This is a genomic window from Novosphingobium sp. AAP1 (assembly GCF_001295765.1).
GTDB lineage: Bacteria > Pseudomonadota > Alphaproteobacteria > Sphingomonadales > Sphingomonadaceae > Novosphingobium > Novosphingobium capsulatum.
Genome location: NZ_LJHO01000010.1, coordinates 22,240 through 41,816 on the forward strand (window position 1 = coordinate 22,240; position 19,577 = coordinate 41,816).

The window sequence follows — 19,577 nt, forward strand, 5'->3', positions numbered from 1 at the left end:
TCGGCATGAGCACTGCAACCATCCCCTGGGACCAGGCCGCCACGATGATCGATCTGGAAGGCCGCACGCCGATCATCGGCACGATCCGCGAATGTGCGCTGCACTTCTCGCTCTACAAGCCGCACGCCCGTGACAACGCCCGTGTGCTGCTGACCGTGCCGATCCACCGCGAAGGCCGCAAGACCCGCACCTGGCTGCTCGATCCACCGGAAATCGCCGAGTTGGCCGAACGCCTGGCACGCGAGACGCAGTAACCCGGCCCAATATGCCGGCAACCCCCTGTCCCGCCCGATTATGTCACGGGCGGGACAGGGCGATGCTTCGTCAGGCCGAGGGCATCTGCTGGCTGGCGCAGTGGAAGCCACCGCCACCCACCAGCACGGCATCGCCCATCACGCCCAGCGTGGCGCGGCCGGGAAACAGCGCGCCGATGGCCTCCACGCCAGCTTCGTCGTGGACCGAGCCGAAGATCGGCACGATCACCGCATGGCTGGTGATCACGAAGTTCATGTAGCTGGCCGGCTGGATCATGCCGCCCCATTCGATGCGGCCCGGTGAGGGCACCTCGATCACCTCCACCCCAGCATCGCGGGCGCGCGCGGCGGCATCGGCATAGATCGCGGCATTGGGATCGTCCGGGCCGGTGGCACGGGGCAGGGCCAGGCGATTGGCGCCGACAAAGCGGGCCAGGTTGTCGACGTGCCCGTCGGTGTGGTCGTTGATCAGCCCATCGCCCAGCCACAGCACGCGATCATAGCCCAGGTCGCGCTTGAGGCGCATTTCCAGGTCGGCGCGCGACAGGTGCGGGTTGCGATTGGGGTTGAGCAGGCACTGCTCGGTCGTGGCAACCAGGCCAGTGCCATCGCCATCGAGCGCGCCGCCTTCGAGCACCCAGTCGGCCTTGCTGGCCGGCAGCCCGGCATCGGCGGCCAGGGTGGCACCGATCTCCTGGTCTCCAGGCATCAGGTACTTGCCGCCCCAGCCGTTGAAGCCAAATAGCTGCGCGCGGCGCCCACCGGCACCATCGGCCACCACCAGCGGCCCGGTATCGCGCAGCCATACGTCGCCATAGACGCGCTGTTCGATCTTGACGCAGGCGCTGGCCAGCCGCTCGGCGCGCATGCGGTTGGCTGCATCGCGCACTACCAGGCGCACTTCCTGGCCGCTTTCGGCCACGGCGCTGGCAAACGCGGCGATCTGCTCCTGCGCGCGGTCGATCACGCCCGACCATTCTTCGGCCAGGTGGGGGAAACCCACCCAGAGCCAGTCCTGCGGGGCGAATTCGGGGGGCATCATGCCGCCCGTCGGGTTCTCGTCGTTCATGGCCACGGCTTACTTGGCGCCGGTTACGGTTGCGCGGCTGGCATCGCGGATAGCGCGGAATTCGTCGCCCTGGTGCCAGTTGGGCCAGGTCGTGCCAGTGGCCAGCGCACGGCCGAGGCGGTAATAGAGCTCCACCTCCTGCGCCATGCCGGTCATGTCCCAGCTGTCGGAATATTCGTCCGACGGCTGGTGATAGCGATGCTCGACATACTCTTCGGTGGCAGCCTCACCGGCCTTTTTGCCGCCGTTGATCAGGTCGGTGCCCCGGCCGACGGCAAACATCGGCACGCCGCGCTTGGCCAGGCTGAAGTGATCCGACCGGTAATAGTGGCCACGCTCGGGATGATCCTCGGGCGTTTCGGTCAGGTGCATCTGCGCTTCCACCTGGCGCAGGATCGCGGTGAGGTCAGACTTGTCGCCCCCGGTCACCTGCACGTCGCGCGTCGGGCCGATTAGCGACAGCGCATCCATGTTCACGCCGCCCACGGTGCGGGCCAGCGGATAGACCGGATGCTGGGCATAGTATTCCGAGCCGAGCAGGCCCGATTCCTCCAGCGTCCAGGCGGCAAAGACCTGGGTGCGCAGGGTGGGGCCGGCGCGGCGGTTCATGTCGGCCAGCGCGACCAGCGCGCCCACGCCGCTGGCGTTGTCGATCGCGCCGTTGCAGATGTCATCGCCCTTGGCGTCGGGCTTGCAGTGGCCCAGATGGTCCCAGTGGCCGGAATAGAGCACGTATTCGTTGGCGCGGGTGGTGCCCGGGATCACGCCGATCACGTTGTGCGAAGTGCTGTGCGTGACGGTGTTGTCGAACGACAGGCTGGCCTTGGCCCCCAGCGACACCGCGTGAAAGCCCTTCTGCTTGGCTGCGGCCGAAAGCGCGGCAAAGTCCTTGCCAGCGGTCTGGAAGATCGCTTCAGCCACGGGGCGGCGGATCCAGCCGTTGGCCTCGGTCTGGTCCATGCCCTTGTTGGCGCTGGCCACGAAATTGCCGGTGCCGCCGCTCGATTCCAGCACGTTCCAGCCATAGGCGGCGGGGAAGGTATCGTGCACGATCAGCGCGGCCTTGGCGCCATGGCGCGCGGCTTCGGCATACTTGTAGGGCCAGCGGCCATACCAGGTCATGCGGCGGCCCTTGAACAAGCCCTGTTCGTCGGCGTTTTCATAATCCGGGTCGTTGACCAGGATCACCGCGATCTTGCCCTTCATGTCCACGCCGGCATAATCGTCCCAGCCCAGTTCGGGCGCGGTGATGCCGTAGCCGACGAAGACCAGTTCGCTGGCATCGATCGCGGTGTGGTCTGCCTCGCGATAGGAACCCACCACGAAATCGGCGCCCGGCTTGAACGACAGGCTGCCCACGGTCAGCGGGCTGATGTTCTTGGCCGCGATCGTCACCATCGGCACGGGCTGCAACCACTCACCCTTGTTGCCGGGCTTGAGGCCGGCGGCCTTGAAGCGGGTGATGATCGCGTCGAGCACGGCCTGTTCCTTGGGCCCGCTGGGCGCGCGGCCTTCCAGTTCGTCTGACGCCAGCGTCTTGATCGCCTCACGCATCATCGGCACCGGCACGGCCGGCACGCGGGCGGCCGGGGCGGCAAACGCGGGAACAGCCAGGGCAGAGGCCAGCAACGCGGTGGCCATGCGGCGGCCAAGGGAAACATGCATGGTCAGATCCTTGCTATGGGATAACGCCGCGCCAAGGGGGAAGGCGCAGCTCATGCCGGCTACTTGGCAGAGCCGGCCGGCTGGGGCAAGACGACCCACGGTGCGGCAACGAGAGAGGGAGCCTGCGTGCGGCAAGGAATCGATTGGGACCATGCGTTTGTCCTTGCCCGCCGGCACACCACGTTCCTGGCCCGCGCGCTCGATCGCCAGCCCGAGGTGGCCACGCTGCTCGCGCAGGGTGAGATCGAAGCGGCACTGGCGCATGCGCGCCTGGCTGGGCAGGGCGTGGACGATGTCGGGATTGCCTTGCGGCGCGAACGCTTGGCCCTGGCGCTGGCCCTGGCGGTGGGCGATATCGCCGGCGCGCTGCCGCTCATGCGTGTGGTGCAGGCGCTGTCAGACTTTGCCGATCGCGCGCTCGATGCCGCCATCGCCGCCGCCATTGCCCGGCGCGCGCCCGATGCTGCGCCAGTGGGCTTTTCCGCCATCGGCCTGGGCAAGCACGGCGCGCAAGAGTTGAACTACTCGTCGGATATCGATCCCATCCTGCTCTACGATCCCGACATGCTGCCGCGCCGCCCGCGCGACGAGCCGGGCGAGGCGGCGCAGCGCGTGGCGCGTGGGGTAGTCGAACTGCTCTCCACGATTACCGAGGAAGGCTATGTCTTCCGCATCGATTTGCGGCTGCGCCCAGCCTCGGAAGTCAGCCCGCTGGCCATCCCGTTCGAAGGGGCGATCACCCATTACGAATCGAGCGCGCTCGCCTGGGAACGCGCGGCCTATATCCGCGCCCGTGCCGCCGCTGGCGATGTCACGCGCGGCCAGGCTTTCCTCGATACGATCCGCCCCTTTGTGTGGCGGCGCAGCCTCGATTTCGGTGCGATCGCCGAAATCGGCCGGCTCACCGCCCGCATCCGCGATCACTATGCCGCCGGACAGGTGGTGGGGCCGGGCTATGATCTCAAGCGCGGGCGCGGGGGTATCCGCGAAGTGGAATTCTTCGCTCAGACCCACCAGCTGATCCATGGCGGGCGCAATCCCGCCCTGCGCCTGCGCGGCACGCGCCCGGCGCTCGATGCCCTGGCAGAAGCCGGTATCATCTCTGCGGATGACGCGATAGTCATGGGCGAAAGCTATGACCGGCTGCGCGTGCTCGAACATCGCTTGCAGATGGTCGCCGATCAGCAGACCCATGCCCTGCCGCCGCAGCAGGCCGCGCTCGACAGCGTGGCCCAGCTGGCCGGCCACGACGATGGCGCCGCGCTGATTGCCGAGGTGCAGGATATCTCGCAGGCAGTGGCGCAGCGGTTCGATGCCCTGCTGGCGATCATTTCGCCCACCGGCGCGGTGGCGGTGGACAACCGCAGCCTGGCGCAAGACCTGGCGGAGATGGGTTTTGCCGATGCCGAAGGGCTGGCCGGGCGGGTGGAAGCCTGGGACAGCGGCGCATTTCGCGCGCTGCGCAGCGACGAGGCCCGCGCCGCCTTTGCACGCGTGCGGCCGCAATTGCTGCAGGCCCTGGCCGAGGCGCCCGATCCCGATCATGCGCTGGCCCGGTGGGAACGGCTGCTGGCGGCGCTGCCCTCGGCGATCAACGTGTTCCGCCTGCTCGAGGCGCGCCCCGGCCTGATGGCGGTGGTCATGCGCGTGCTCGCCCATGCTCCGACGCTGGCCGAAGATCTGGCGCGGCGGGCAGACCTGCTCGATACGCTGATCGATCATTCCGCCTTCGCTCTGCCGGGCAGCGTCGATGAGATCGTCGCCACTCTGGCGCGGGGCGAGGTGGGGGATGATTACCAGCGCCTGCTTGATGCCGTGCGCCGCAAGGTGGGCGAGCTGCGCTTTGCCTTGGGCGTGCAACTGGTGGAAGGGCTGCACCCGCCGCTGGCCGTGGCCGCTGCGCTCAGCCGTGTCGCCGAAGCCGCCATCAGCGTGCTCGGCACGGCAGCCGAGGCGGAGTTCATCCGCGTGCACGGCCAGGTGCCTGATGCGCGCATGGTCGTGCTCGGCCTGGGGCGGCTGGGCGGCGGCGCGCTCACCCATGCCTCCGATCTCGATCTGGTGTTCCTGTTTGGCGGGCCAGGTGATGCCTATGCCCGCGAATCCGACGGCGGCCGGCCGATCGGCGGCACGCTCTACTTCAACCGCCTGGCCCAGCGCATGATCGCGGCGCTATCGGTGCCCACCGCTGCGGGCGCGCTGTACGAAGTGGATACCCGGCTGCGCCCGTCTGGCGCGCAGGGACCGATCGCGGTCAGCCTCGACAGTTTCGAACGCTATCAGCGCGAAGACGCGTGGACCTGGGAGCACATGGCGCTGTGCCGGGCCCGGCCTCTGTTCGGGCAGGCTGCCGATCGCGCCGCGCTTGCCGATATCGTGGGGCGCGTGCTGCGCCATGCGCGCGATCCGGTTGCCCTGCGCGAAGACGTTCTGGCGATGCGCGCCGAAATGGCGCGGCACAAGCCGGCCAAGGGCCCGCTTGATGTGAAACTGGCGCGTGGTGGCCTCGTCGATCTCGAATTCCTCGCACACTACCTGCAACTGCGCGATCATGTTGCGCTCGAACCCGATCTGGGCGCGGCGGTTTCCGCGCTGGAGGATGCCGGCCTGCTGCCGGCGGGCCTGCGCGCGGCGCATGATCTTCTTGCCGGCCTGCTGGTGGTGGTGCGCCTGGTTGCCCCTGATGGCATGTTCCCGCCACCGGCCAGCCGTGCCATCGTGGCCGCTGCCTGTGGCCAGGAAAGCTGGGACGCCCTGCTTGACGCGGTGGCCGGGGCAAGACACCGCATTGCCGCTGCCTGGGGCCAGGTCTTCGGGCAAGCATTGGAGACATGACGCATGAGTACTTTCCCCGGCGTGGGCGATCCGCTGCCCGATCTGCCGCTAACTGCCCCTGATGGCAGCGTGGTGAAGCCATCCGATTTTGCCGGTCGCAAGCTGGTTGTGTTCTTCTATCCCAAGGACGATACGCCCGGCTGCACCACCGAGAACAAGGACTTTTCCGCGCTGGCCGAGGAATTTGCCGCCGCCGGCACCGCGCTGCTGGGCGTGAGCAAGGACCCGCCCAAGAAGCACGAGAAGTTCATTGCCAAGCATGGCCTGGCAGCCCCGCTCGCCAGCGATGCCGAAGAAGGTGGCCTGTCCGATGCGCTCGGCATCTGGACGGAAAAGTCGATGTATGGCCGCACCTACATGGGCATGGAGCGCACGACCTATCTAGTCGGTGCCGATGGCCGCATCGCCCAGGTGTGGAACAAGGTAAAGGTCAAGGATCACGCAGCGCAGGTTCTCGCCGCCGCCCAGGCGCTGTAACGCGCGCGGCATGACTGCATCGCTTCCCACCGTGGCGGCCGCGATTCGCGCCGCCATGTTGACGGCCGATCCGCGTGACAAGGCCATGGCCACCCGCGCCGTGGCGCGCGATTGGGCGGCCGGCCGCCTTGCTTTCGCCTTCGACGTGGCCATGCCCGATAGCCCGGCGCGTCCGGCCGAGCCGGAACTGCTGCCGCCCAACCGCATGCCCAAGCGCGGGCGCGGCGGTTCCGAGCGCGGGCGCCTCGCGCTGATCCATGCGCTGTGCCACATCGAATTTGTCGCGATCGACTTGGCGCTCGACGCTGCGGGGCGGTTCGGTGCCGAGCGCGGGCCGGATTTCGTCAGCGACTGGCTGGGCGTGGCGGCGGACGAGGCGATGCATTTCAGCCTGCTGGCCCGGCGCCTGCGCGCCCTGGGTAGCCATTACGGCGCGATGCCGGCGCACGACGGGCTGTGGGATGCCGCGCGCGAAACCGCGCACGATGTTGCCGCCCGCCTCGCCGTGGTGCCCATGGTGCTGGAGGCGCGCGGTCTCGATGTCACGCCGCAAACCATTGCGCGGTTCGTGGCGGCAGATGACCACACCACCGCGCGCATCCTGCAGCGAATCGTTGACGACGAAGTGCGCCACGTTCGCTTCGGCACAAGCCATTTCGCCAAACTGTGCGAAGAGCGTGGTAAACCGGCACCGCAACTTTGGAAAACCCTGGTCGCGCAGCACTTCCGTGGCAGCGTTAAGCCACCGTTCAACGACTCGGCGCGTCGTTCAGCCGGTCTGTCGTGCGAAATGATGGCGGCTCTTGCGTGATGGGGGCAGCCGCCGCTACCCCTCCGGCACGAGATCGGCGGGGGGTATCCACCAATCTCTGAACAAAGCTTGGCCAGCGATGTGGTTCCTGCCGCAGTCTGACAAAGTCGCGTTCGCTGGGGGTCAGCACGGAACGGATGCCGCTGGCGCAGGGCCCGATTGGCCCAACGTCGGTGTGTGTCTGCCGAAAAGAGGTTGTACGGGTCGCAATGAAAAAAGCTTTTTCTACCGGTCTGGCTGCCATTGGCACCATGCTCGCCTTGGGCCTCGCCACGCCGGTTCTCGCCAACAGCGCCGCTTCTGCCGATATCACCGCCCCGCTGCGTAATGCCGAAGCCGCCAAGGCCGGGATGACCGCGCCGGCCGGCGATGAAGAATTCTCCAAGCTTTTCGCCAGCTGGGAAGCACTCGATGGCGGCAAGGGTAGCTCGGCCCAGGCGCCGCTGGTACGCACCGCTTCGGTTTCCATCCCCACTCTGATGCCGATCACCAGCAGCCGCCCGATGAGCAGCGGCTTTGGTCTGCGCAATCACCCCATCTACGGCGGCCTGCGTGCGCACAAGGGCGTCGATCTGCCCGCGCCGACCGGCACGCCGATCCGCGCCAGCGCCGATGGCGTGGTGGGCAAGGCCGAACGCTTCGGCGGCTACGGCCTCTATGTTCAGCTTGAGCACGGCGGCAATCTCGAAACCCGCTATGGCCACATGTCGCGCATCGCCGTTGCCGAAGGGCAGCATGTGCACAAGGGTGACGTGATCGGCTATGTCGGTTCCACCGGCCATTCGACTGGCCCGCACCTGCACTATGAAGTGCGCGTGGCTGGTAACGCGGTCAATCCGCTGCCCTACATGCAGCGCGATGCCAACCTGGCCCAGCTGGCCAGCGCCGCTGATTCCTCGCAGATCCGCGCTTTCAACGCCACCGACGCCGAGGGTGAAGGCGACGAATAAGGCGCCAGTTTCTGGAATAACGCATCGGAGAGGATGCGGAAAAAGGCGGCCCGCAACGGCCGCCTTTTTCTATCGGCGCCGGCGGGCAGATCGCGGCTGGGGCCTGCAAAAAGGGCCGCGCAGCATGGCTATGCTGCGCGGCCCTTTTTGCTTAAGCCTGTCGTGTGGCGGTCAGCCCACCAGCTTCTTGATCACGGCGCGCACATCGTCGGCCAGATCGGGGCGTTCCAGGGCCAGGGCGATCGTCGCCTCGACAAACCCGGCCTTGCTGCCGCAGTCGAAGCGGCGCCCGGCAAAGGTCACCGCGTGGAACGGTTGCGTGCCGATCATGCGGGCCATCGCATCGGTCAGCTGGATTTCGCCGCCAGCGCCCTTTTCCTGGTTTTCCAGCGTGCGCATCACTTCGGGTTGCAGGATATAGCGGCCCGAGATGATGAGGTTCGACGGGGCTTCTTCACGCTTTGGCTTTTCAACCAGGCCGGTCACTTCGGTCAGCGAGTCAGACTTGCGCGCGCCCGGCGCAATCACGCCATAGCTCGATACTTCCTCTTCCGGCACTTCCAGCACCGAAATCAGGTTGCCGCCCACTTCGTTGTAGGCTTCGACCATCTGCTTCATGCAGCCGGGTGCGCCCACCATCAGTTCGTCGGGCAGGAAGATGGCAAAGGGTTCATCGCCCACCACTTCGCGGGCGCACCACACGGCGTGGCCCAGGCCCATCGCCACCTGCTGGCGCACGGTGACCAGATTGCCCGGCTTGATGCGGGTATCGTCCAGCACCGACAGGTCCTTGCCCCGGCTGGTCATGGTGGTTTCCAGCTCGAATGCGGTGTCGAAATGCTCGACAATTGCGGTCTTGCCGCGCCCGGTCACGAAGATCAGCTCTTCGATGCCCGCTTCGCGCGCTTCGTCCACGGCATACTGGATCAGCGGGCGATCGACGATCGGCAGCATCTCCTTGGGAATGGCCTTGGTGGCGGGCAGGAAGCGGGTGCCGAGACCGGCAACGGGAAAGACGGCCTTGCGGATCGGCTTGTGGCGGCTTGCGGTGGTTTCGCTCATGTCGGTGTTTGTCCCATTGTCCGGTTACACGATAGTTAAGCAGCCTCCTTTTGTGATGACAAGTTCTCCGCAGGCCGGAACGTGCAAAAAATGCTGCAATGCAATATTGGCGCCGTGCCGTCTCTTTGCTGCCCTCCAGCCAGCCCGCAACCTTGCCCCTTGCCCTGTCCGGCAAACCGGCTAAACCGCCGCGATGGACAAGATCATCATTCGCGGCGGCAAGCGTCTTTCTGGCACGGTTCCTGTTTCCGGGGCGAAGAATGCGGCGCTCACGCTGCTGCCCTGCGCGCTGCTCACCGATGAAGCGGTAACGCTGCGCAATCTGCCCCGCCTGGCGGATATCGACGGCTTCCAGCACCTGATGAACCAGTTCGGTGCGTCTACCGCAATTGCTGGCGGCCGGCCCGAGGATTTCGGCCGGGTGATGACGCTGCAGGCCACCCGCCTCACGTCGACCGTCGCGCCCTATGACCTGGTGCGCAAGATGCGCGCCTCGATCCTGGTGCTGGGGCCGCTGCTGGCCCGCGCTGGCGAAGCCACCGTGTCACTGCCTGGTGGTTGCGCCATCGGCAACCGGCCGATCGATCTGCATCTCAAGGCGCTCGAGGCGTTTGGTGCCCATATCGAACTGGCCGCGGGCTATGTCCGCGCGATCGCGCCCGATGGCGGGCTGCCGGGCGGGCGCTACAGCTTCCCGGTGGTGTCAGTCGGCGCCACGGAAAACGCGCTGATGGCGGCGGTTCTGGCCAAGGGTAAATCGACGCTGCACAATGCTGCGCGCGAACCTGAAATCGTTGACCTGTGCAACCTGCTGGTCGCCATGGGCGCCGAGATCGAGGGCATCGGCACGTCAGACCTGACGATCCACGGCGTCGCGCGCCTGCACGGCGCCACCTACATGGTCATGCCCGATCGTATCGAGGCCGGCTCCTATGCCTGTGCGGCGGCGATCACCGGCGGCGAAGTGACGCTGCAGGGCGCGCGGATCGAGGACATGGAAACCACCGTCCAGGCGCTGCGCGATGCAGGCGTTTCGGTGGAGCCGGTGCGCGGCGGCCTGCACATCGCCGCTGATGGTGATCTGCGGCCCGTGACCATTTCCACCGCGCCCTATCCCGGCTTTGCCACCGACATGCAGGCCCAGCTGATGGCCATGCTCTGCCTCGCCAAGGGCTCCAGCATGCTGACCGAAACCATCTTCGAAAACCGCTACATGCACGTGCCCGAGTTGAACCGCATGGGTGCGCGTATCGAAACCTCGGGCCGCACGGCCGTGGTCCATGGCGTGGACAAGCTGTCGGGCGCCGAAGTCATGGCCACCGACCTGCGCGCATCGATGAGCCTGGTGATCGCCGGGCTCGCCGCCGAGGGCGAAACCCAGGTGCACCGCCTCTACCACCTTGATCGCGGGTACGAGCGGCTTGAGGAAAAGCTCGCCCTGCTCGGCGCCGATGTGGAGCGCGTTGGCAGCGACTGAGCGCGCACCTGATCCAGCTCAGTAATAAAGGGGCCGCGCGGATCTGCCGCGCGGCCCCTTTTTTGTGTCCCTATCGTGGGGTTCAGGCGGCTTCGGCGGACTCGCCCTTGGCTGGGCGCTCGCTCGGCTCGCGGCGCTTGCGGCCCAGGATCAGGCCGCCCAGGCCCAGGGCGAGCAGGGCCAGCATGCCCGGTTCGGGCACATCGGTGCCACCCGTGCTGCTGCTGCTCGACGTGGACGACGAGGGAACCTGCGGATCGCTCGGCACGACATAGCCACCGCTATAGGTGCCGATGTGCATTTCCCCATCCTGGGTCAGGCTGCCGAACACCGCCGAACCCTGGATATAGTTGTAGGTGTGGGCGGCGGCCTTGGGCGCCAGCACCGATCCGCCCCAGGCGGTGGTCAGCGTCAGGTCCGTGGCATCGGCAAAGTTCCAGATCACGTGCTGGCCCAGGTTTGCCGTGCCGCCCAGGAAGTTGTCGTTCAGGTTGATCGTGCTGCCCGAAACGTTGACGATCACCGTATCGGCGCCATTGGTGTTGAACTGGATTTCGCCGATAGAATTGAGATCGGCCGCGGTGATCGAGAACACCGCCACGCCGCTGGCATTGGGCTGGGCATTGAACGTGCCGCGGTTGCCGCTGATCGCCAGGGTGCTGTTCGCGGTCTGCTGCGACAACTGATACGACAGCCCGGTCATGCTGGTCGACATCAGGCTGCCGTCCTGCTGCAGATTGCTGACAAATGCCGGATTGGTCGTGCCCAGGTTGGATTGCACGATGTTGGAATTGACGTTGGTGTTGTCGATCGATCCGCCCACCTGCACCGTCTGCGTGCCGCCATTGAGGTTGAACCCGCTCGACACGCTGCCGCCCACGATTGCGCCCGAACCGTTGTTGAGGTTCTTGATCCCGCCGTTCACGTCACCCACCACGACCAGGCCCGGCCCGGTATAGCTCGATGCCGGCAGCGTGGAGATCAGGTAGTTCGATGAATTGCCGGTGAGGTTGCCACCAACGAACGTGCGCCCTTCCACTTCGGATGAGGACGTCAGGTTGCCCAGCACGATCAGGTTGTAGACCTTGAGCGCGTCGATCCCCACCGGGGTGGACGCGGCCATGGCATTGCAAGGCAGGGCCAGCGCGGCCAGAGTGGCAAGGGCAGCGGTCATCCGGGGGCGGGCGGGCATGACGAATCGATTTCCTGTGGAATGCGCGCCGGCATAGACGCGCGCGTTCCTCCTGCCCGCTTTGCGCCGTAACGCAACCGCGATTTGCCCATCGTGCCCTTGTGGCACAATGATTTGACAATCGTTAACGATCGAACGGGCTTGGAGGCGCCCGGGCGGAGCGATCGCCCGCCTTCAGCGCGGATCCACGGTTAACCCGATGCGCGTGCGCTCAGGATATCGACCTGGGCACGGATCGGGCCGATGTCATACCCGCCCGCTGCTGCCTTGGCAGCGATCTCGAACGGGTTGGCGCCATTGGCGGCCTGGGCCAGCGCCCACAGCAGCGTCGATCGCGTGCCCGACCGGCAATAGGCCAGCACCGGCGCATCGCCCGCCTGGCGCAGTGCCTGCTGAAAGGCGTCTACCTGGGGCATCGAAAAGCCGGCATGGGTTACCGGAATGGCGACGTAGGCAATGCCGGCATCCTGCGCCGCGGCGGCGATTTCCGCGCCCGGCGTCTGGTCGTCGGATTCGCCCTCGGGCCGGTTGTTGATGATCAGTGTCACGCCCAGTTCCTTGGCCAGGGCCACGTCTTCCACGGTAATCTGCGGGCTGGCCAGGAACTGGCCGTCGATCTGGCGAAACTGGGACATGACAAACCCTTGTTGACGGGAGTGAATTGGCGAGAGTGAAGGAGCAGATGTCGCGGATCAGGCCTTGGCGAGCGCTACGCTGCGCTTGCGCCGGCCGGCGATGTTGAGCAGTTCTACAAAGACCGAAAAGCCCATCGCGGCATAGATATAGCCCTTGGGAATGTGCACGCCAAAGCCATCGGCCAGCAGCACGAGCCCGATCATCACCAGGAACGCCAGGGCCAGCATGACGAGCGAGGGATTGCGCTCGATGAAGCGGGCCAGCGGATCGGCGGCCAGCATCATCAGCGATACGGTGGTAACCACGGCGGCGATCATGATCGCGATCTGATCGGTCATGCCCACGGCGGTGAGGATCGAATCGATCGAAAATACCAGATCGAGCGCGATGATCTGCGCAATCGTCGCCCCGAAATTCGCCACCACGGCTTGCCCGGCGCCTTTGGCTTCATGGCCCTTGTGGTCGAGCATTTCGCCACTGGGTTCGGGATCGAGCGTGTGGTGGATTTCCTTGGTTGCCTTCCACAGCAGGAACAGCCCGCCCGCTACCAGAATCAGGTCGCGGCCCGAAAATGCCGTTTCGAACGTGGGCTCGCCATGGGCGCCGGGTGCGCCGCGCAGGCCCAGGTCGAACAGTGGGGTCTGCAAGGTCACGATCCAGCCGATCAGCGACAGCAGCGCCAGCCGCAGAACCAGCGCCAGCGCCAGGCCGATGCGCCGCGCCCGCGCCTGCTGGTGGGCGGGCAACTTGTTCGAGAGAATCGCGATGAACACCAGGTTGTCGATGCCCAAGACGATTTCGAGCAGCACCAGGGTGAGAAACGCAACCCAGGCTTGCGGGTCGGAAAGAAGAGCGACAAGGTCCATGGCGCGCTTGTGCCGTATCGTTCAGCCCCCGGCAAGGCGTCAGGGGGCAGCAAAGCGCGGCACTTTTGTCACGAATTGTGGCTGCGAACGATATTTTGCGGTGGAATCACCTGCGCCCGTCGATTCCGTTCGCGCATCGGCTTTTTCTTCGTTATAGTCCTTGGCGCAATGGAGAGGGCCGGCCCTAAAGCCCGGCACGTTGTCCTTGTCGCGCCCCTGGTCTCCGCGTCCGGCCAGTGGCGCCAGGAAATTTGGGGCGGATTGTAAGGTTTATTGGGTTTTATGGGTTTTGACAGAGGGCGGCGTGGTCGCGGACGCGACAAGCGCGACGGTTTCGGCGACGACGGTTTCGATCCCTACGGCGGCGGTGGCGGTTTTGGCGGTGGCTACGATCGCGGCGGCTTCGGCGGCGGTGACCGTGGTGGCTTTGGCGGCGGCAATCGCGGCGGCGGCTTCGGCGGCGGCGACCGTGGTGGCTTCGGCGGCGGTGATCGCGGCGGCTTCGGCGGCGGCAATCGCGGCGGCGGCGGTGGTGGCGGCTTCGGCGGCCCGCGCGGCGGCGGCATGCCTGCACAGGTTGTCGGCACCGGCAAGGGCGTCGTCAAGTTCTTCAACGGCCAGAAGGGCTTCGGCTTCATTCAGCGCGAAGACGGCGGTGAAGACGTGTTCGTCCACATCAGCGCCGTGGAACGTGCCGGCCTCGAAGGCCTGGCCGAAGGCCAGACGCTGGAATTCAACCTGGTTGATCGTGGTGGCAAGGTTTCTGCCGCTGACCTTCAGGTTGTTGGCGATGTCATCCCCGTGGCGGCCAAGCCCGCAGCCCCGCAGCGCCAGCTGACCGGTGAAAAGGCCACTGGCACGGTCAAGTTCTTCAACGGCATGAAGGGCTTCGGCTTCATCACCCGTGATGACGGCCAGCCCGACGCGTTCGTGCACATCAGTGCCGTTGAACGTTCCGGCATGCGCGAGCTCAACGAAGGCGACAAGCTGGAGTTCGACCTCGAAGTTGATCGACGAGGCAAGTACTCGGCGGTCAACCTGGTGCCGCGCCAGGATTGATCCCGGCCGCATTGCCCCTCGGGTCTGTGAGACCCAGGGGCCTTGCATCACCACATACGCGTGCAAATGGCGGTCCGCTGGGCCGCCATTTGTCGTTTTGCAGCCATCCCCGTTCCAAACACCTTTATCCTTGGAAACTACAGGAGCATTGCCCATGTCCATCACCCCGCTCATGCCCGTCTATCCCCGGTGTGGCGTGCGTCCGGTGCGCGGCGAACACTGCCACCTGATTTCCGAGGACGGCACGCGCTATCTCGATTTCGCCAGCGGCATCGCGGTCAATCTGCTGGGCCATTCGCACCCGCACCTGATCGGCGCGATCCAGCGCCAGGCCGAAACGCTGATGCACGTGTCCAATCTCTATGGCAGCCCCCAGGGCGAGGCGCTGGCGCAGCGCCTGGTCGACATGACCTTTGCCGCTACGGTGTTCTTCACCAATTCCGGGGCCGAGGCGGTGGAATGCGCGATCAAGACCGCGCGCGCCTATCACCAGTATCACGGCCAGGCCCCGGAACGGTTCGAGATCATCACCTATCGCAATGCCTTTCACGGCCGCACGATGGGCACGATCAGCGCGTCCGATCAGGAAAAGATGCACAAGGGCTTCCTGCCCATCCTGCCCGGTTTCCATTATGTCGATTTCAACGATCTGGAAGCGACCAAGGCGCTGATCGGCCCGCATACCGCCGGCATCCTGGTCGAGCCGATCCAGGGCGAAGGCGGGATTCGCGAAGGCAGCGAAGAGTTCATCAAGGGCCTGCGCGCGCTGTGTGACGAGCATGGCCTGCTGCTGATCTTTGACGAGGTGCAGTGCGGCGTGGCGCGCAGCGGCACCATGTTCGCCTATGAACAGTATGGCGTAGCGCCCGATGTCATGGCGATTGCCAAGGGCATTGGCGGCGGCTTCCCGCTTGGCGCCTGCCTCGCTACCGAAACGGCGGCACGCGGCATGGTGTTTGGCACCCACGGCAGCACCTATGGCGGCAATCCGCTGGCCATGGCGGCCGGTAATGCCGTGCTCGATGTCGTCGCCACTCCCGAATTTCTTGCCCAGGTGCGCGCCACCGGCGATCGCCTCAAGGCGCGGCTCGAACAGTTCATCGGCAACTATCCCGACCTGTTCGAAATGGTCCGCGGCAAGGGGCTGATGCTGGGGGTGAAGTGCAAGGTCGAGCCGCGCCCGTTCGTGGCCCACATGCGCGACAATCATCAGCTCCTGGCCGTGGCCGCTGGCGACATGACGTTCCGCGTCCTGCCGCCGCTGGTGATCGACGACAGCCACATCGATGAATTCATGGACAAGCTTTCGGCCGCCGCGGCCAGCTATGTTCCTCCGGCTCCTGCGGCGTGAGACAGCGGTAATGATCAGGCATTTCCTCAATCTTTCCGATGCCGGCGGTGATGCGGTCGCCGCGATGCTGGCCGACGCGCTCGATCGCAAGGCTGCCCGCGCGGTCTGGCCCAAGGGCCGCGTCGATGCCGATGCTCCCCTGGCCGGTCATATCCTGGCGATGGTGTTCGAAAAGAATTCCACCCGCACGCGCGTGTCGTTCGACGTGGCGATGCGCCAACTCGGCGGCTCGGCGCTGATTCTCGATGCCGGCAATACCCAACTGGGCCGGGGCGAAACCATCGCCGATACCGCGCGCGTGCTCAGCCGCATGGCCGATGCCATCATGCTGCGCACCGACGATCACGCCAAGGTCGAGGAACTGGCCCACTATGCCAGCGTTCCGGTAATCAATGGGCTCACCGATCTTTCCCACCCCTGCCAGATCATGGCCGATCTGTTGACCGTGATCGAACATGGCAAGGCGCTGCCCGGCCTTACCGTGGCCTGGCTGGGCGACGGCAACAACGTGCTCAACTCGATCGTTGAGGCGGCCGGGCTGATGAAGTTCAACGTGTGCATCGGCGTGCCCGAGGGCTATGATTGCGACGCCGGCTTTATCACCCGCGCCCAGGCACAAGGCGCAGCCATCACCGTGCATCGCGACGCGGCCGAGGCCGTGGCCGGGGCCGATGTGGTGGTCACCGATACGTGGATTTCGATGGGCCAGGCTCACGCCGAAGCCAAGCTGGCGGCCATGGCGCCGTTCCAGGTGGATGAAGCGCTGATGGCCCGCGCGAAGGGCGATGCGCTGTTCCTGCACTGCCTGCCGGCCCACCGCAACGAAGAGGTCACGGATGCCGTGATCGATGGGCCGCGTTCGGTGGTGTGGGACGAAGCGGAAAACCGCATTCATGCCCAGAAATCCGTTCTGCGCTGGGCCTTTGGCCAGATCTGACCATTATTCTCACACGACGAAAGCTTTCATGACCGACCAAGCCGAAACCGGATTTGACCAGGTATTGCAGTTCACCGTTCCCGGGCGCGATGCCCGGGGGCGGGTGGTGCGCCTGGGCCCGGTGCTCGACACCGTGCTGTCGGCCCACGCCTATCCGGCGCCGATCCGCAACCTGCTGGCCGAAGCGCTGACCCTGACCGCGCTGCTCGGCGCGCTGCTCAAGGACGACGATGGCCAGTTGACCATGCAGGCGCAGACCCAGGATGGGGTGGTCGATCTGCTGGTATGCGATTATCGCGGCGGCGAATTGCGCGGCTATGTCCGCCACGATCGTGCGCGGCTGGACGAGCTGGGGCCGCATCCCTCGCTGCATGCGCTGTTCGGCGATGGTTACCTGGCGATCACGTTTGATCTGGCCAGCAGTGATCAGCGCTATCAGGGCATTGTCCCGCTCGAGGGTGATTGTCTGGCGCGCGCCTGCGAAAGCTATTTCTTCCAATCGGAACAGGTGCCAACGCTGATCCGGGTGGGGGTGCATGCGGAAAATGGCCGCACCGTGGCGGGCGCCTTGCTGGTGCAGCATCTGCCCGATGGCGAGGAGGGGCGCGAGCGCCTGCACGCGCGGCTCGATCACCCGGAATGGGAACATGTCGCGGCACTGGCCGGCTCGCTGACCGAAGCAGAACTTACCGATCCGCAACTTGGGCTGGAAAGCCTGGTGTGGCGCCTGTTTCACGAGGAAAGCGAAGTACGCGTTGCCCAGGGCCATCCGCTCACGCGGGGGTGCCGTTGCACGGCCGAGCATTATCGCGATCTGCTGGCCCGCTTTGGTGCGGAACAGCGCGCGGAAATGGCCAACGACGATGGTCTTATCGTCGTCGACTGCGCGTTCTGCTCGAAAGAGTTTCCGCTTCGTTTCGATTGACGGCCGTTGCCGACCGGAGGTCTTCAATCGCACCAGCATCGCAGCTATATTGCCAAGGGCTGCCGCAGCCTGTGCGGCAGGGTTGGAGGGTGGTTGATGACGTATCGTAACGCGCTGCGCCGCGCCCTCGCTGCGGTGATCGTCCTGCCGGCATTGGCTTGGGTCGCCCCCGCCGATGCCGAAAGGGCGCCGGCCACTCTCGCGATGCTCGATCGCATCGCGCCGGGCCAATGGCAGGTCCACGCGCGCGAGGCTGGCGGATTTGAGGGCCGGCTGTGCCTCGCTGAAGGGCGCCCGCTGATCCAGCTACGCCATCCGGGGCAGGCTTGCCGCCAGTTCGTGGTGCAGGACGAAGCCAACGCCATTTCCGTCAGCTATGTCTGCGGACAGGCCGGCTCGGGCTTGACACGTATCCGCTATGAAAACGATCAGCTGCTGCAGATCGAGGCGCAGGGCATCGCCAAGGGACTGCCTTTTTCCTTCAACGCCGAAGCGCGGCGCCTGGGCGACTGCACCGCGCGCTGATCACGCTGCGAACGCCCGGCTGGGGGTTGCCTGTGCCGGGCGAGGGGGCTAGCCCGGTAGCATGACTGATACCCAATTGTCTTCTTCGTCCGGCGCGGAATCGGCGCCGCTGGCGGTTGTCCTGCTTTCCGGCGGGCTCGATTCAATGGTCTGCGCTGCGCTTGCGCAAGAGCAGGGCTTCCGTGTCCTGGCCCTCACCATCGATTACAACCAGCGCCATCGCGTGGAACTGGATGCCGCGCGGGTGATCGCGGCGCGCCTGCAGGTTGAGCGTCATGTCATCCTGCCGCTCGATCTGCGCCAGTTCGGTGGATCGGCGCTGACCGACGCGATCGATGTGCCCAAGGATGGGCTGACCGACGATATCCCGATCACCTATGTGCCGGCGCGCAACCTGGTGTTCCTCTCCCTCGCACTTGCCTGGGCAGAGGCGGCAGGGGCGAACGCGCTGTTTATCGGCGTCAACGCGCTGGATTATTCCGGCTACCCCGACTGCCGCCCGGAATTCATCCATGGGTTCGAAGGGCTGGCCCGCGTTGCCACCAAGGTCGGCAGCCAGGGTGGCACGGTAACCGTGCACGCGCCGCTGCAACACCTCAAGAAGTCAGAAATTGCCCAGGAAGCGGCCCGGCTGGGCCTCGATGCCGGGGAAAGCTGGTCGTGCTATGATCCGCTGCCCGATGGCCGCGCTTGTGGGGAATGCGATAGCTGCCGTTTGCGCAAGGCGGGCTTCGCCGAAGCGGGCCTGACCGATGGAACGCGCTACGGCGCCTGAGCGCCCGGCCTGGTTGGACCGACACGACAAGGGGACGAGCAGGCAGGCCCTGCTCGTCCCCTTCGTTCATTCAGGTGCTGTATTACTGGCGAACGAACACGCCGCAGGCGAGGCGCGCGCCGCTGTTGCCGCTGGGATCGGTCTTGTAATCGTCGGGCGCGGCATGGATGACCAGCGCCGTGCCATCGGCATCGAACAGCGCCGGGCCGGTCATGTCGGCGCCGCCGCGCAGGGCAAAGTCCAGTGCCCCGGTGCCGTCGGCTCCCACGGTCAGGTTGGTAAGGTCACCCAGGTGCGCCCCGGCGGGGTTTTCCGCGCCATGCTGGTGGCCATCGGGATTGAGATGCCCACCTGCAGTGGTGAAGCCGGGGGCATCACACTTGCCAACGGTGTGCAGGTGAATGCCGTGGACGCCGGGCGGCAGACCCTTGGCATCGACGTGGACACGGAACCCGTCAGGGCCTTGGAGCAGTTCGGCGGTGCCCGCGCTGGCGCCGCTGGCCAGCATCAGCGTGGCATTGGCCACGACTTGTGCCTTGGGCGTGGGGGCGCTGTGCATGCCCGCCATGCTGCCATCGCCACAGGCAGACAGCGCAATCGGCAGGGCAAGCGCGACGATCGCGCGCGGCGCGAAGGTGGTTACGGTACGGCGCAGGCGAGAGGACAGAAGCGGGGAAGGCATGGTGGGATCTCCGTGGCTTATGCCGCCAT

19 protein-coding genes are annotated in these 19,577 nt (G+C 66.0%); 12 read left to right on the forward strand and 7 right to left on the reverse strand.

Annotated features, from left to right (window positions below; translation table 11 throughout):
* Positions 1-5: 5 nt before the first annotated feature.
* Entirely contained in the window at positions 6-254 is a 249-nt protein-coding gene (locus IP65_RS16050) for a hypothetical protein (RefSeq protein WP_054132350.1), read from the forward strand.
* A 70-nt stretch (positions 255-324) separates the two neighbouring features.
* Here the strand turns inward: IP65_RS16050 and IP65_RS16055 are convergent, their stop codons facing one another.
* Complete coding sequence (locus IP65_RS16055) at positions 325-1,323, reverse strand: agmatine deiminase family protein (RefSeq protein ID WP_054132351.1); 999 nt, start codon at positions 1,321-1,323, stop codon at positions 325-327.
* 9 nt (positions 1,324-1,332) lie between these two features.
* Positions 1,333-2,988 carry a M28 family metallopeptidase gene (locus IP65_RS16060; protein WP_082350206.1) on the reverse strand — a complete coding sequence of 552 codons (1,656 nt, stop codon included), beginning with the start codon at positions 2,986-2,988 and terminating at the stop codon, positions 1,333-1,335.
* Between the two features lie 126 nt (positions 2,989-3,114).
* On the opposite strand from IP65_RS16060, the gene glnE reads away from it, so the two are divergent.
* The 4 genes from glnE to IP65_RS16080 all read left to right on the forward strand — a co-directional run bounded on the left by glnE (position 3,115) and on the right by IP65_RS16080 (position 8,061).
* A complete protein-coding gene (gene glnE / locus IP65_RS16065; RefSeq protein ID WP_054132333.1) occupies positions 3,115-5,823 on the forward strand; it encodes a bifunctional [glutamate--ammonia ligase]-adenylyl-L-tyrosine phosphorylase/[glutamate--ammonia-ligase] adenylyltransferase in 2,709 nt (902 codons plus the stop codon).
* A 3-nt stretch (positions 5,824-5,826) separates the two neighbouring features.
* Positions 5,827-6,300, forward strand: coding sequence for a peroxiredoxin (locus IP65_RS16070; protein ID WP_054132334.1), 474 nt, complete (start codon positions 5,827-5,829; stop codon positions 6,298-6,300).
* A gap of 10 nt (positions 6,301-6,310) precedes the next feature.
* A complete protein-coding gene (locus tag IP65_RS16075) occupies positions 6,311-7,111 on the forward strand; it encodes a ferritin-like domain-containing protein (RefSeq protein ID WP_054132335.1) in 801 nt (266 codons plus the stop codon).
* Between the two features lie 209 nt (positions 7,112-7,320).
* On the forward strand, positions 7,321-8,061 hold the full coding sequence (locus IP65_RS16080; RefSeq protein WP_022676142.1) for a M23 family metallopeptidase: 741 nt from the start codon (positions 7,321-7,323) through the stop codon (positions 8,059-8,061).
* Between the two features lie 171 nt (positions 8,062-8,232).
* Here IP65_RS16080 and galU read toward each other — a convergent pair whose 3' ends face one another.
* Positions 8,233-9,123 carry a UTP--glucose-1-phosphate uridylyltransferase GalU gene (galU, locus tag IP65_RS16085; RefSeq protein ID WP_054132336.1) on the reverse strand — a complete coding sequence of 297 codons (891 nt, stop codon included), beginning with the start codon at positions 9,121-9,123 and terminating at the stop codon, positions 8,233-8,235.
* 193 nt (positions 9,124-9,316) lie between these two features.
* Here galU and murA point away from each other — a divergent pair, with 193 nt between their 5' ends.
* A complete protein-coding gene (gene murA / locus IP65_RS16090; RefSeq protein WP_022676144.1) occupies positions 9,317-10,600 on the forward strand; it encodes a UDP-N-acetylglucosamine 1-carboxyvinyltransferase in 1,284 nt (427 codons plus the stop codon).
* Between the two features lie 82 nt (positions 10,601-10,682).
* On the opposite strand, the gene IP65_RS16095 is transcribed toward murA, so the two are convergent.
* The 3 genes from IP65_RS16095 to IP65_RS16105 form a co-directional block, all read right to left on the reverse strand.
* Positions 10,683-11,792 carry a choice-of-anchor A family protein gene (locus IP65_RS16095; RefSeq protein WP_082209096.1) on the reverse strand — a complete coding sequence of 370 codons (1,110 nt, stop codon included), beginning with the start codon at positions 11,790-11,792 and terminating at the stop codon, positions 10,683-10,685.
* A gap of 191 nt (positions 11,793-11,983) precedes the next feature.
* Entirely contained in the window at positions 11,984-12,427 is a 444-nt protein-coding gene (locus tag IP65_RS16100) for a TIGR01244 family sulfur transferase (RefSeq protein WP_022676146.1), read from the reverse strand.
* Between the two features lie 57 nt (positions 12,428-12,484).
* Positions 12,485-13,294, reverse strand: coding sequence for a TerC family protein (locus IP65_RS16105; RefSeq protein ID WP_022676147.1), 810 nt, complete (start codon positions 13,292-13,294; stop codon positions 12,485-12,487).
* A 282-nt stretch (positions 13,295-13,576) separates the two neighbouring features.
* Here IP65_RS16105 and IP65_RS22180 point away from each other — a divergent pair, with 282 nt between their 5' ends.
* The 6 genes from IP65_RS22180 (at position 13,577) to queC (ending at position 18,866) form a co-directional block, all read left to right on the forward strand.
* Positions 13,577-14,353, forward strand: a complete 777-nt coding sequence (locus IP65_RS22180; RefSeq protein WP_054132337.1) for a cold-shock protein — start codon at positions 13,577-13,579, stop codon at positions 14,351-14,353.
* Positions 14,354-14,507: 154 nt separating this feature from the next.
* Positions 14,508-15,704 carry an aspartate aminotransferase family protein gene (locus tag IP65_RS16115; protein WP_022675933.1) on the forward strand — a complete coding sequence of 399 codons (1,197 nt, stop codon included), beginning with the start codon at positions 14,508-14,510 and terminating at the stop codon, positions 15,702-15,704.
* Between the two features lie 10 nt (positions 15,705-15,714).
* Entirely contained in the window at positions 15,715-16,641 is a 927-nt protein-coding gene (gene argF / locus IP65_RS16120) for an ornithine carbamoyltransferase (RefSeq protein WP_022675934.1), read from the forward strand.
* 28 nt (positions 16,642-16,669) lie between these two features.
* A complete protein-coding gene (locus tag IP65_RS16125; RefSeq protein ID WP_022675935.1) occupies positions 16,670-17,566 on the forward strand; it encodes an Hsp33 family molecular chaperone HslO in 897 nt (298 codons plus the stop codon).
* A gap of 96 nt (positions 17,567-17,662) precedes the next feature.
* Positions 17,663-18,091, forward strand: a complete 429-nt coding sequence (locus tag IP65_RS16130) for a DUF3617 family protein (RefSeq protein ID WP_022675936.1) — start codon at positions 17,663-17,665, stop codon at positions 18,089-18,091.
* Between the two features lie 61 nt (positions 18,092-18,152).
* Entirely contained in the window at positions 18,153-18,866 is a 714-nt protein-coding gene (gene queC / locus IP65_RS16135; protein ID WP_022675937.1) for a 7-cyano-7-deazaguanine synthase QueC, read from the forward strand.
* Positions 18,867-18,948: 82 nt separating this feature from the next.
* Here the strand turns inward: queC and IP65_RS16140 are convergent, their stop codons facing one another.
* A complete protein-coding gene (locus IP65_RS16140; RefSeq protein ID WP_022675938.1) occupies positions 18,949-19,548 on the reverse strand; it encodes a superoxide dismutase family protein in 600 nt (199 codons plus the stop codon).
* Positions 19,549-19,577: the final 29 nt, after the last annotated feature.

Excerpts from the sequence above, each read along its gene's own strand:
- IP65_RS16050 (WP_054132350.1), top strand. The coding sequence starts at position 6 with ATGAGCACTGCAACCATCCCCTGGGACCAGGCCGCCACGATGATCGAT.
- IP65_RS16055 (WP_054132351.1), bottom strand. The coding sequence starts at position 1,323 with ATGAACGACGAGAACCCGACGGGCGGCATGATGCCCCCCGAATTCGCC.
- IP65_RS16060 (WP_082350206.1), bottom strand. The coding sequence starts at position 2,988 with ATGCATGTTTCCCTTGGCCGCCGCATGGCCACCGCGTTGCTGGCCTCT.
- IP65_RS16070 (WP_054132334.1), top strand. The coding sequence starts at position 5,827 with ATGAGTACTTTCCCCGGCGTGGGCGATCCGCTGCCCGATCTGCCGCTA.
- IP65_RS16075 (WP_054132335.1), top strand. The coding sequence starts at position 6,311 with ATGACTGCATCGCTTCCCACCGTGGCGGCCGCGATTCGCGCCGCCATG.
- IP65_RS16080 (WP_022676142.1), top strand. The coding sequence starts at position 7,321 with ATGAAAAAAGCTTTTTCTACCGGTCTGGCTGCCATTGGCACCATGCTC.
- galU (WP_054132336.1), bottom strand. The coding sequence starts at position 9,123 with ATGAGCGAAACCACCGCAAGCCGCCACAAGCCGATCCGCAAGGCCGTC.
- murA (WP_022676144.1), top strand. The coding sequence starts at position 9,317 with ATGGACAAGATCATCATTCGCGGCGGCAAGCGTCTTTCTGGCACGGTT.
- IP65_RS16095 (WP_082209096.1), bottom strand. The coding sequence starts at position 11,792 with ATGCCCGCCCGCCCCCGGATGACCGCTGCCCTTGCCACTCTGGCCGCG.
- IP65_RS16100 (WP_022676146.1), bottom strand. The coding sequence starts at position 12,427 with ATGTCCCAGTTTCGCCAGATCGACGGCCAGTTCCTGGCCAGCCCGCAG.
- IP65_RS16105 (WP_022676147.1), bottom strand. The coding sequence starts at position 13,294 with ATGGACCTTGTCGCTCTTCTTTCCGACCCGCAAGCCTGGGTTGCGTTT.
- IP65_RS22180 (WP_054132337.1), top strand. The coding sequence starts at position 13,577 with ATGGGTTTTGACAGAGGGCGGCGTGGTCGCGGACGCGACAAGCGCGAC.
- IP65_RS16115 (WP_022675933.1), top strand. The coding sequence starts at position 14,508 with ATGTCCATCACCCCGCTCATGCCCGTCTATCCCCGGTGTGGCGTGCGT.
- argF (WP_022675934.1), top strand. The coding sequence starts at position 15,715 with ATGATCAGGCATTTCCTCAATCTTTCCGATGCCGGCGGTGATGCGGTC.
- IP65_RS16125 (WP_022675935.1), top strand. The coding sequence starts at position 16,670 with ATGACCGACCAAGCCGAAACCGGATTTGACCAGGTATTGCAGTTCACC.
- IP65_RS16130 (WP_022675936.1), top strand. The coding sequence starts at position 17,663 with ATGACGTATCGTAACGCGCTGCGCCGCGCCCTCGCTGCGGTGATCGTC.
- queC (WP_022675937.1), top strand. The coding sequence starts at position 18,153 with ATGACTGATACCCAATTGTCTTCTTCGTCCGGCGCGGAATCGGCGCCG.
- IP65_RS16140 (WP_022675938.1), bottom strand. The coding sequence starts at position 19,548 with ATGCCTTCCCCGCTTCTGTCCTCTCGCCTGCGCCGTACCGTAACCACC.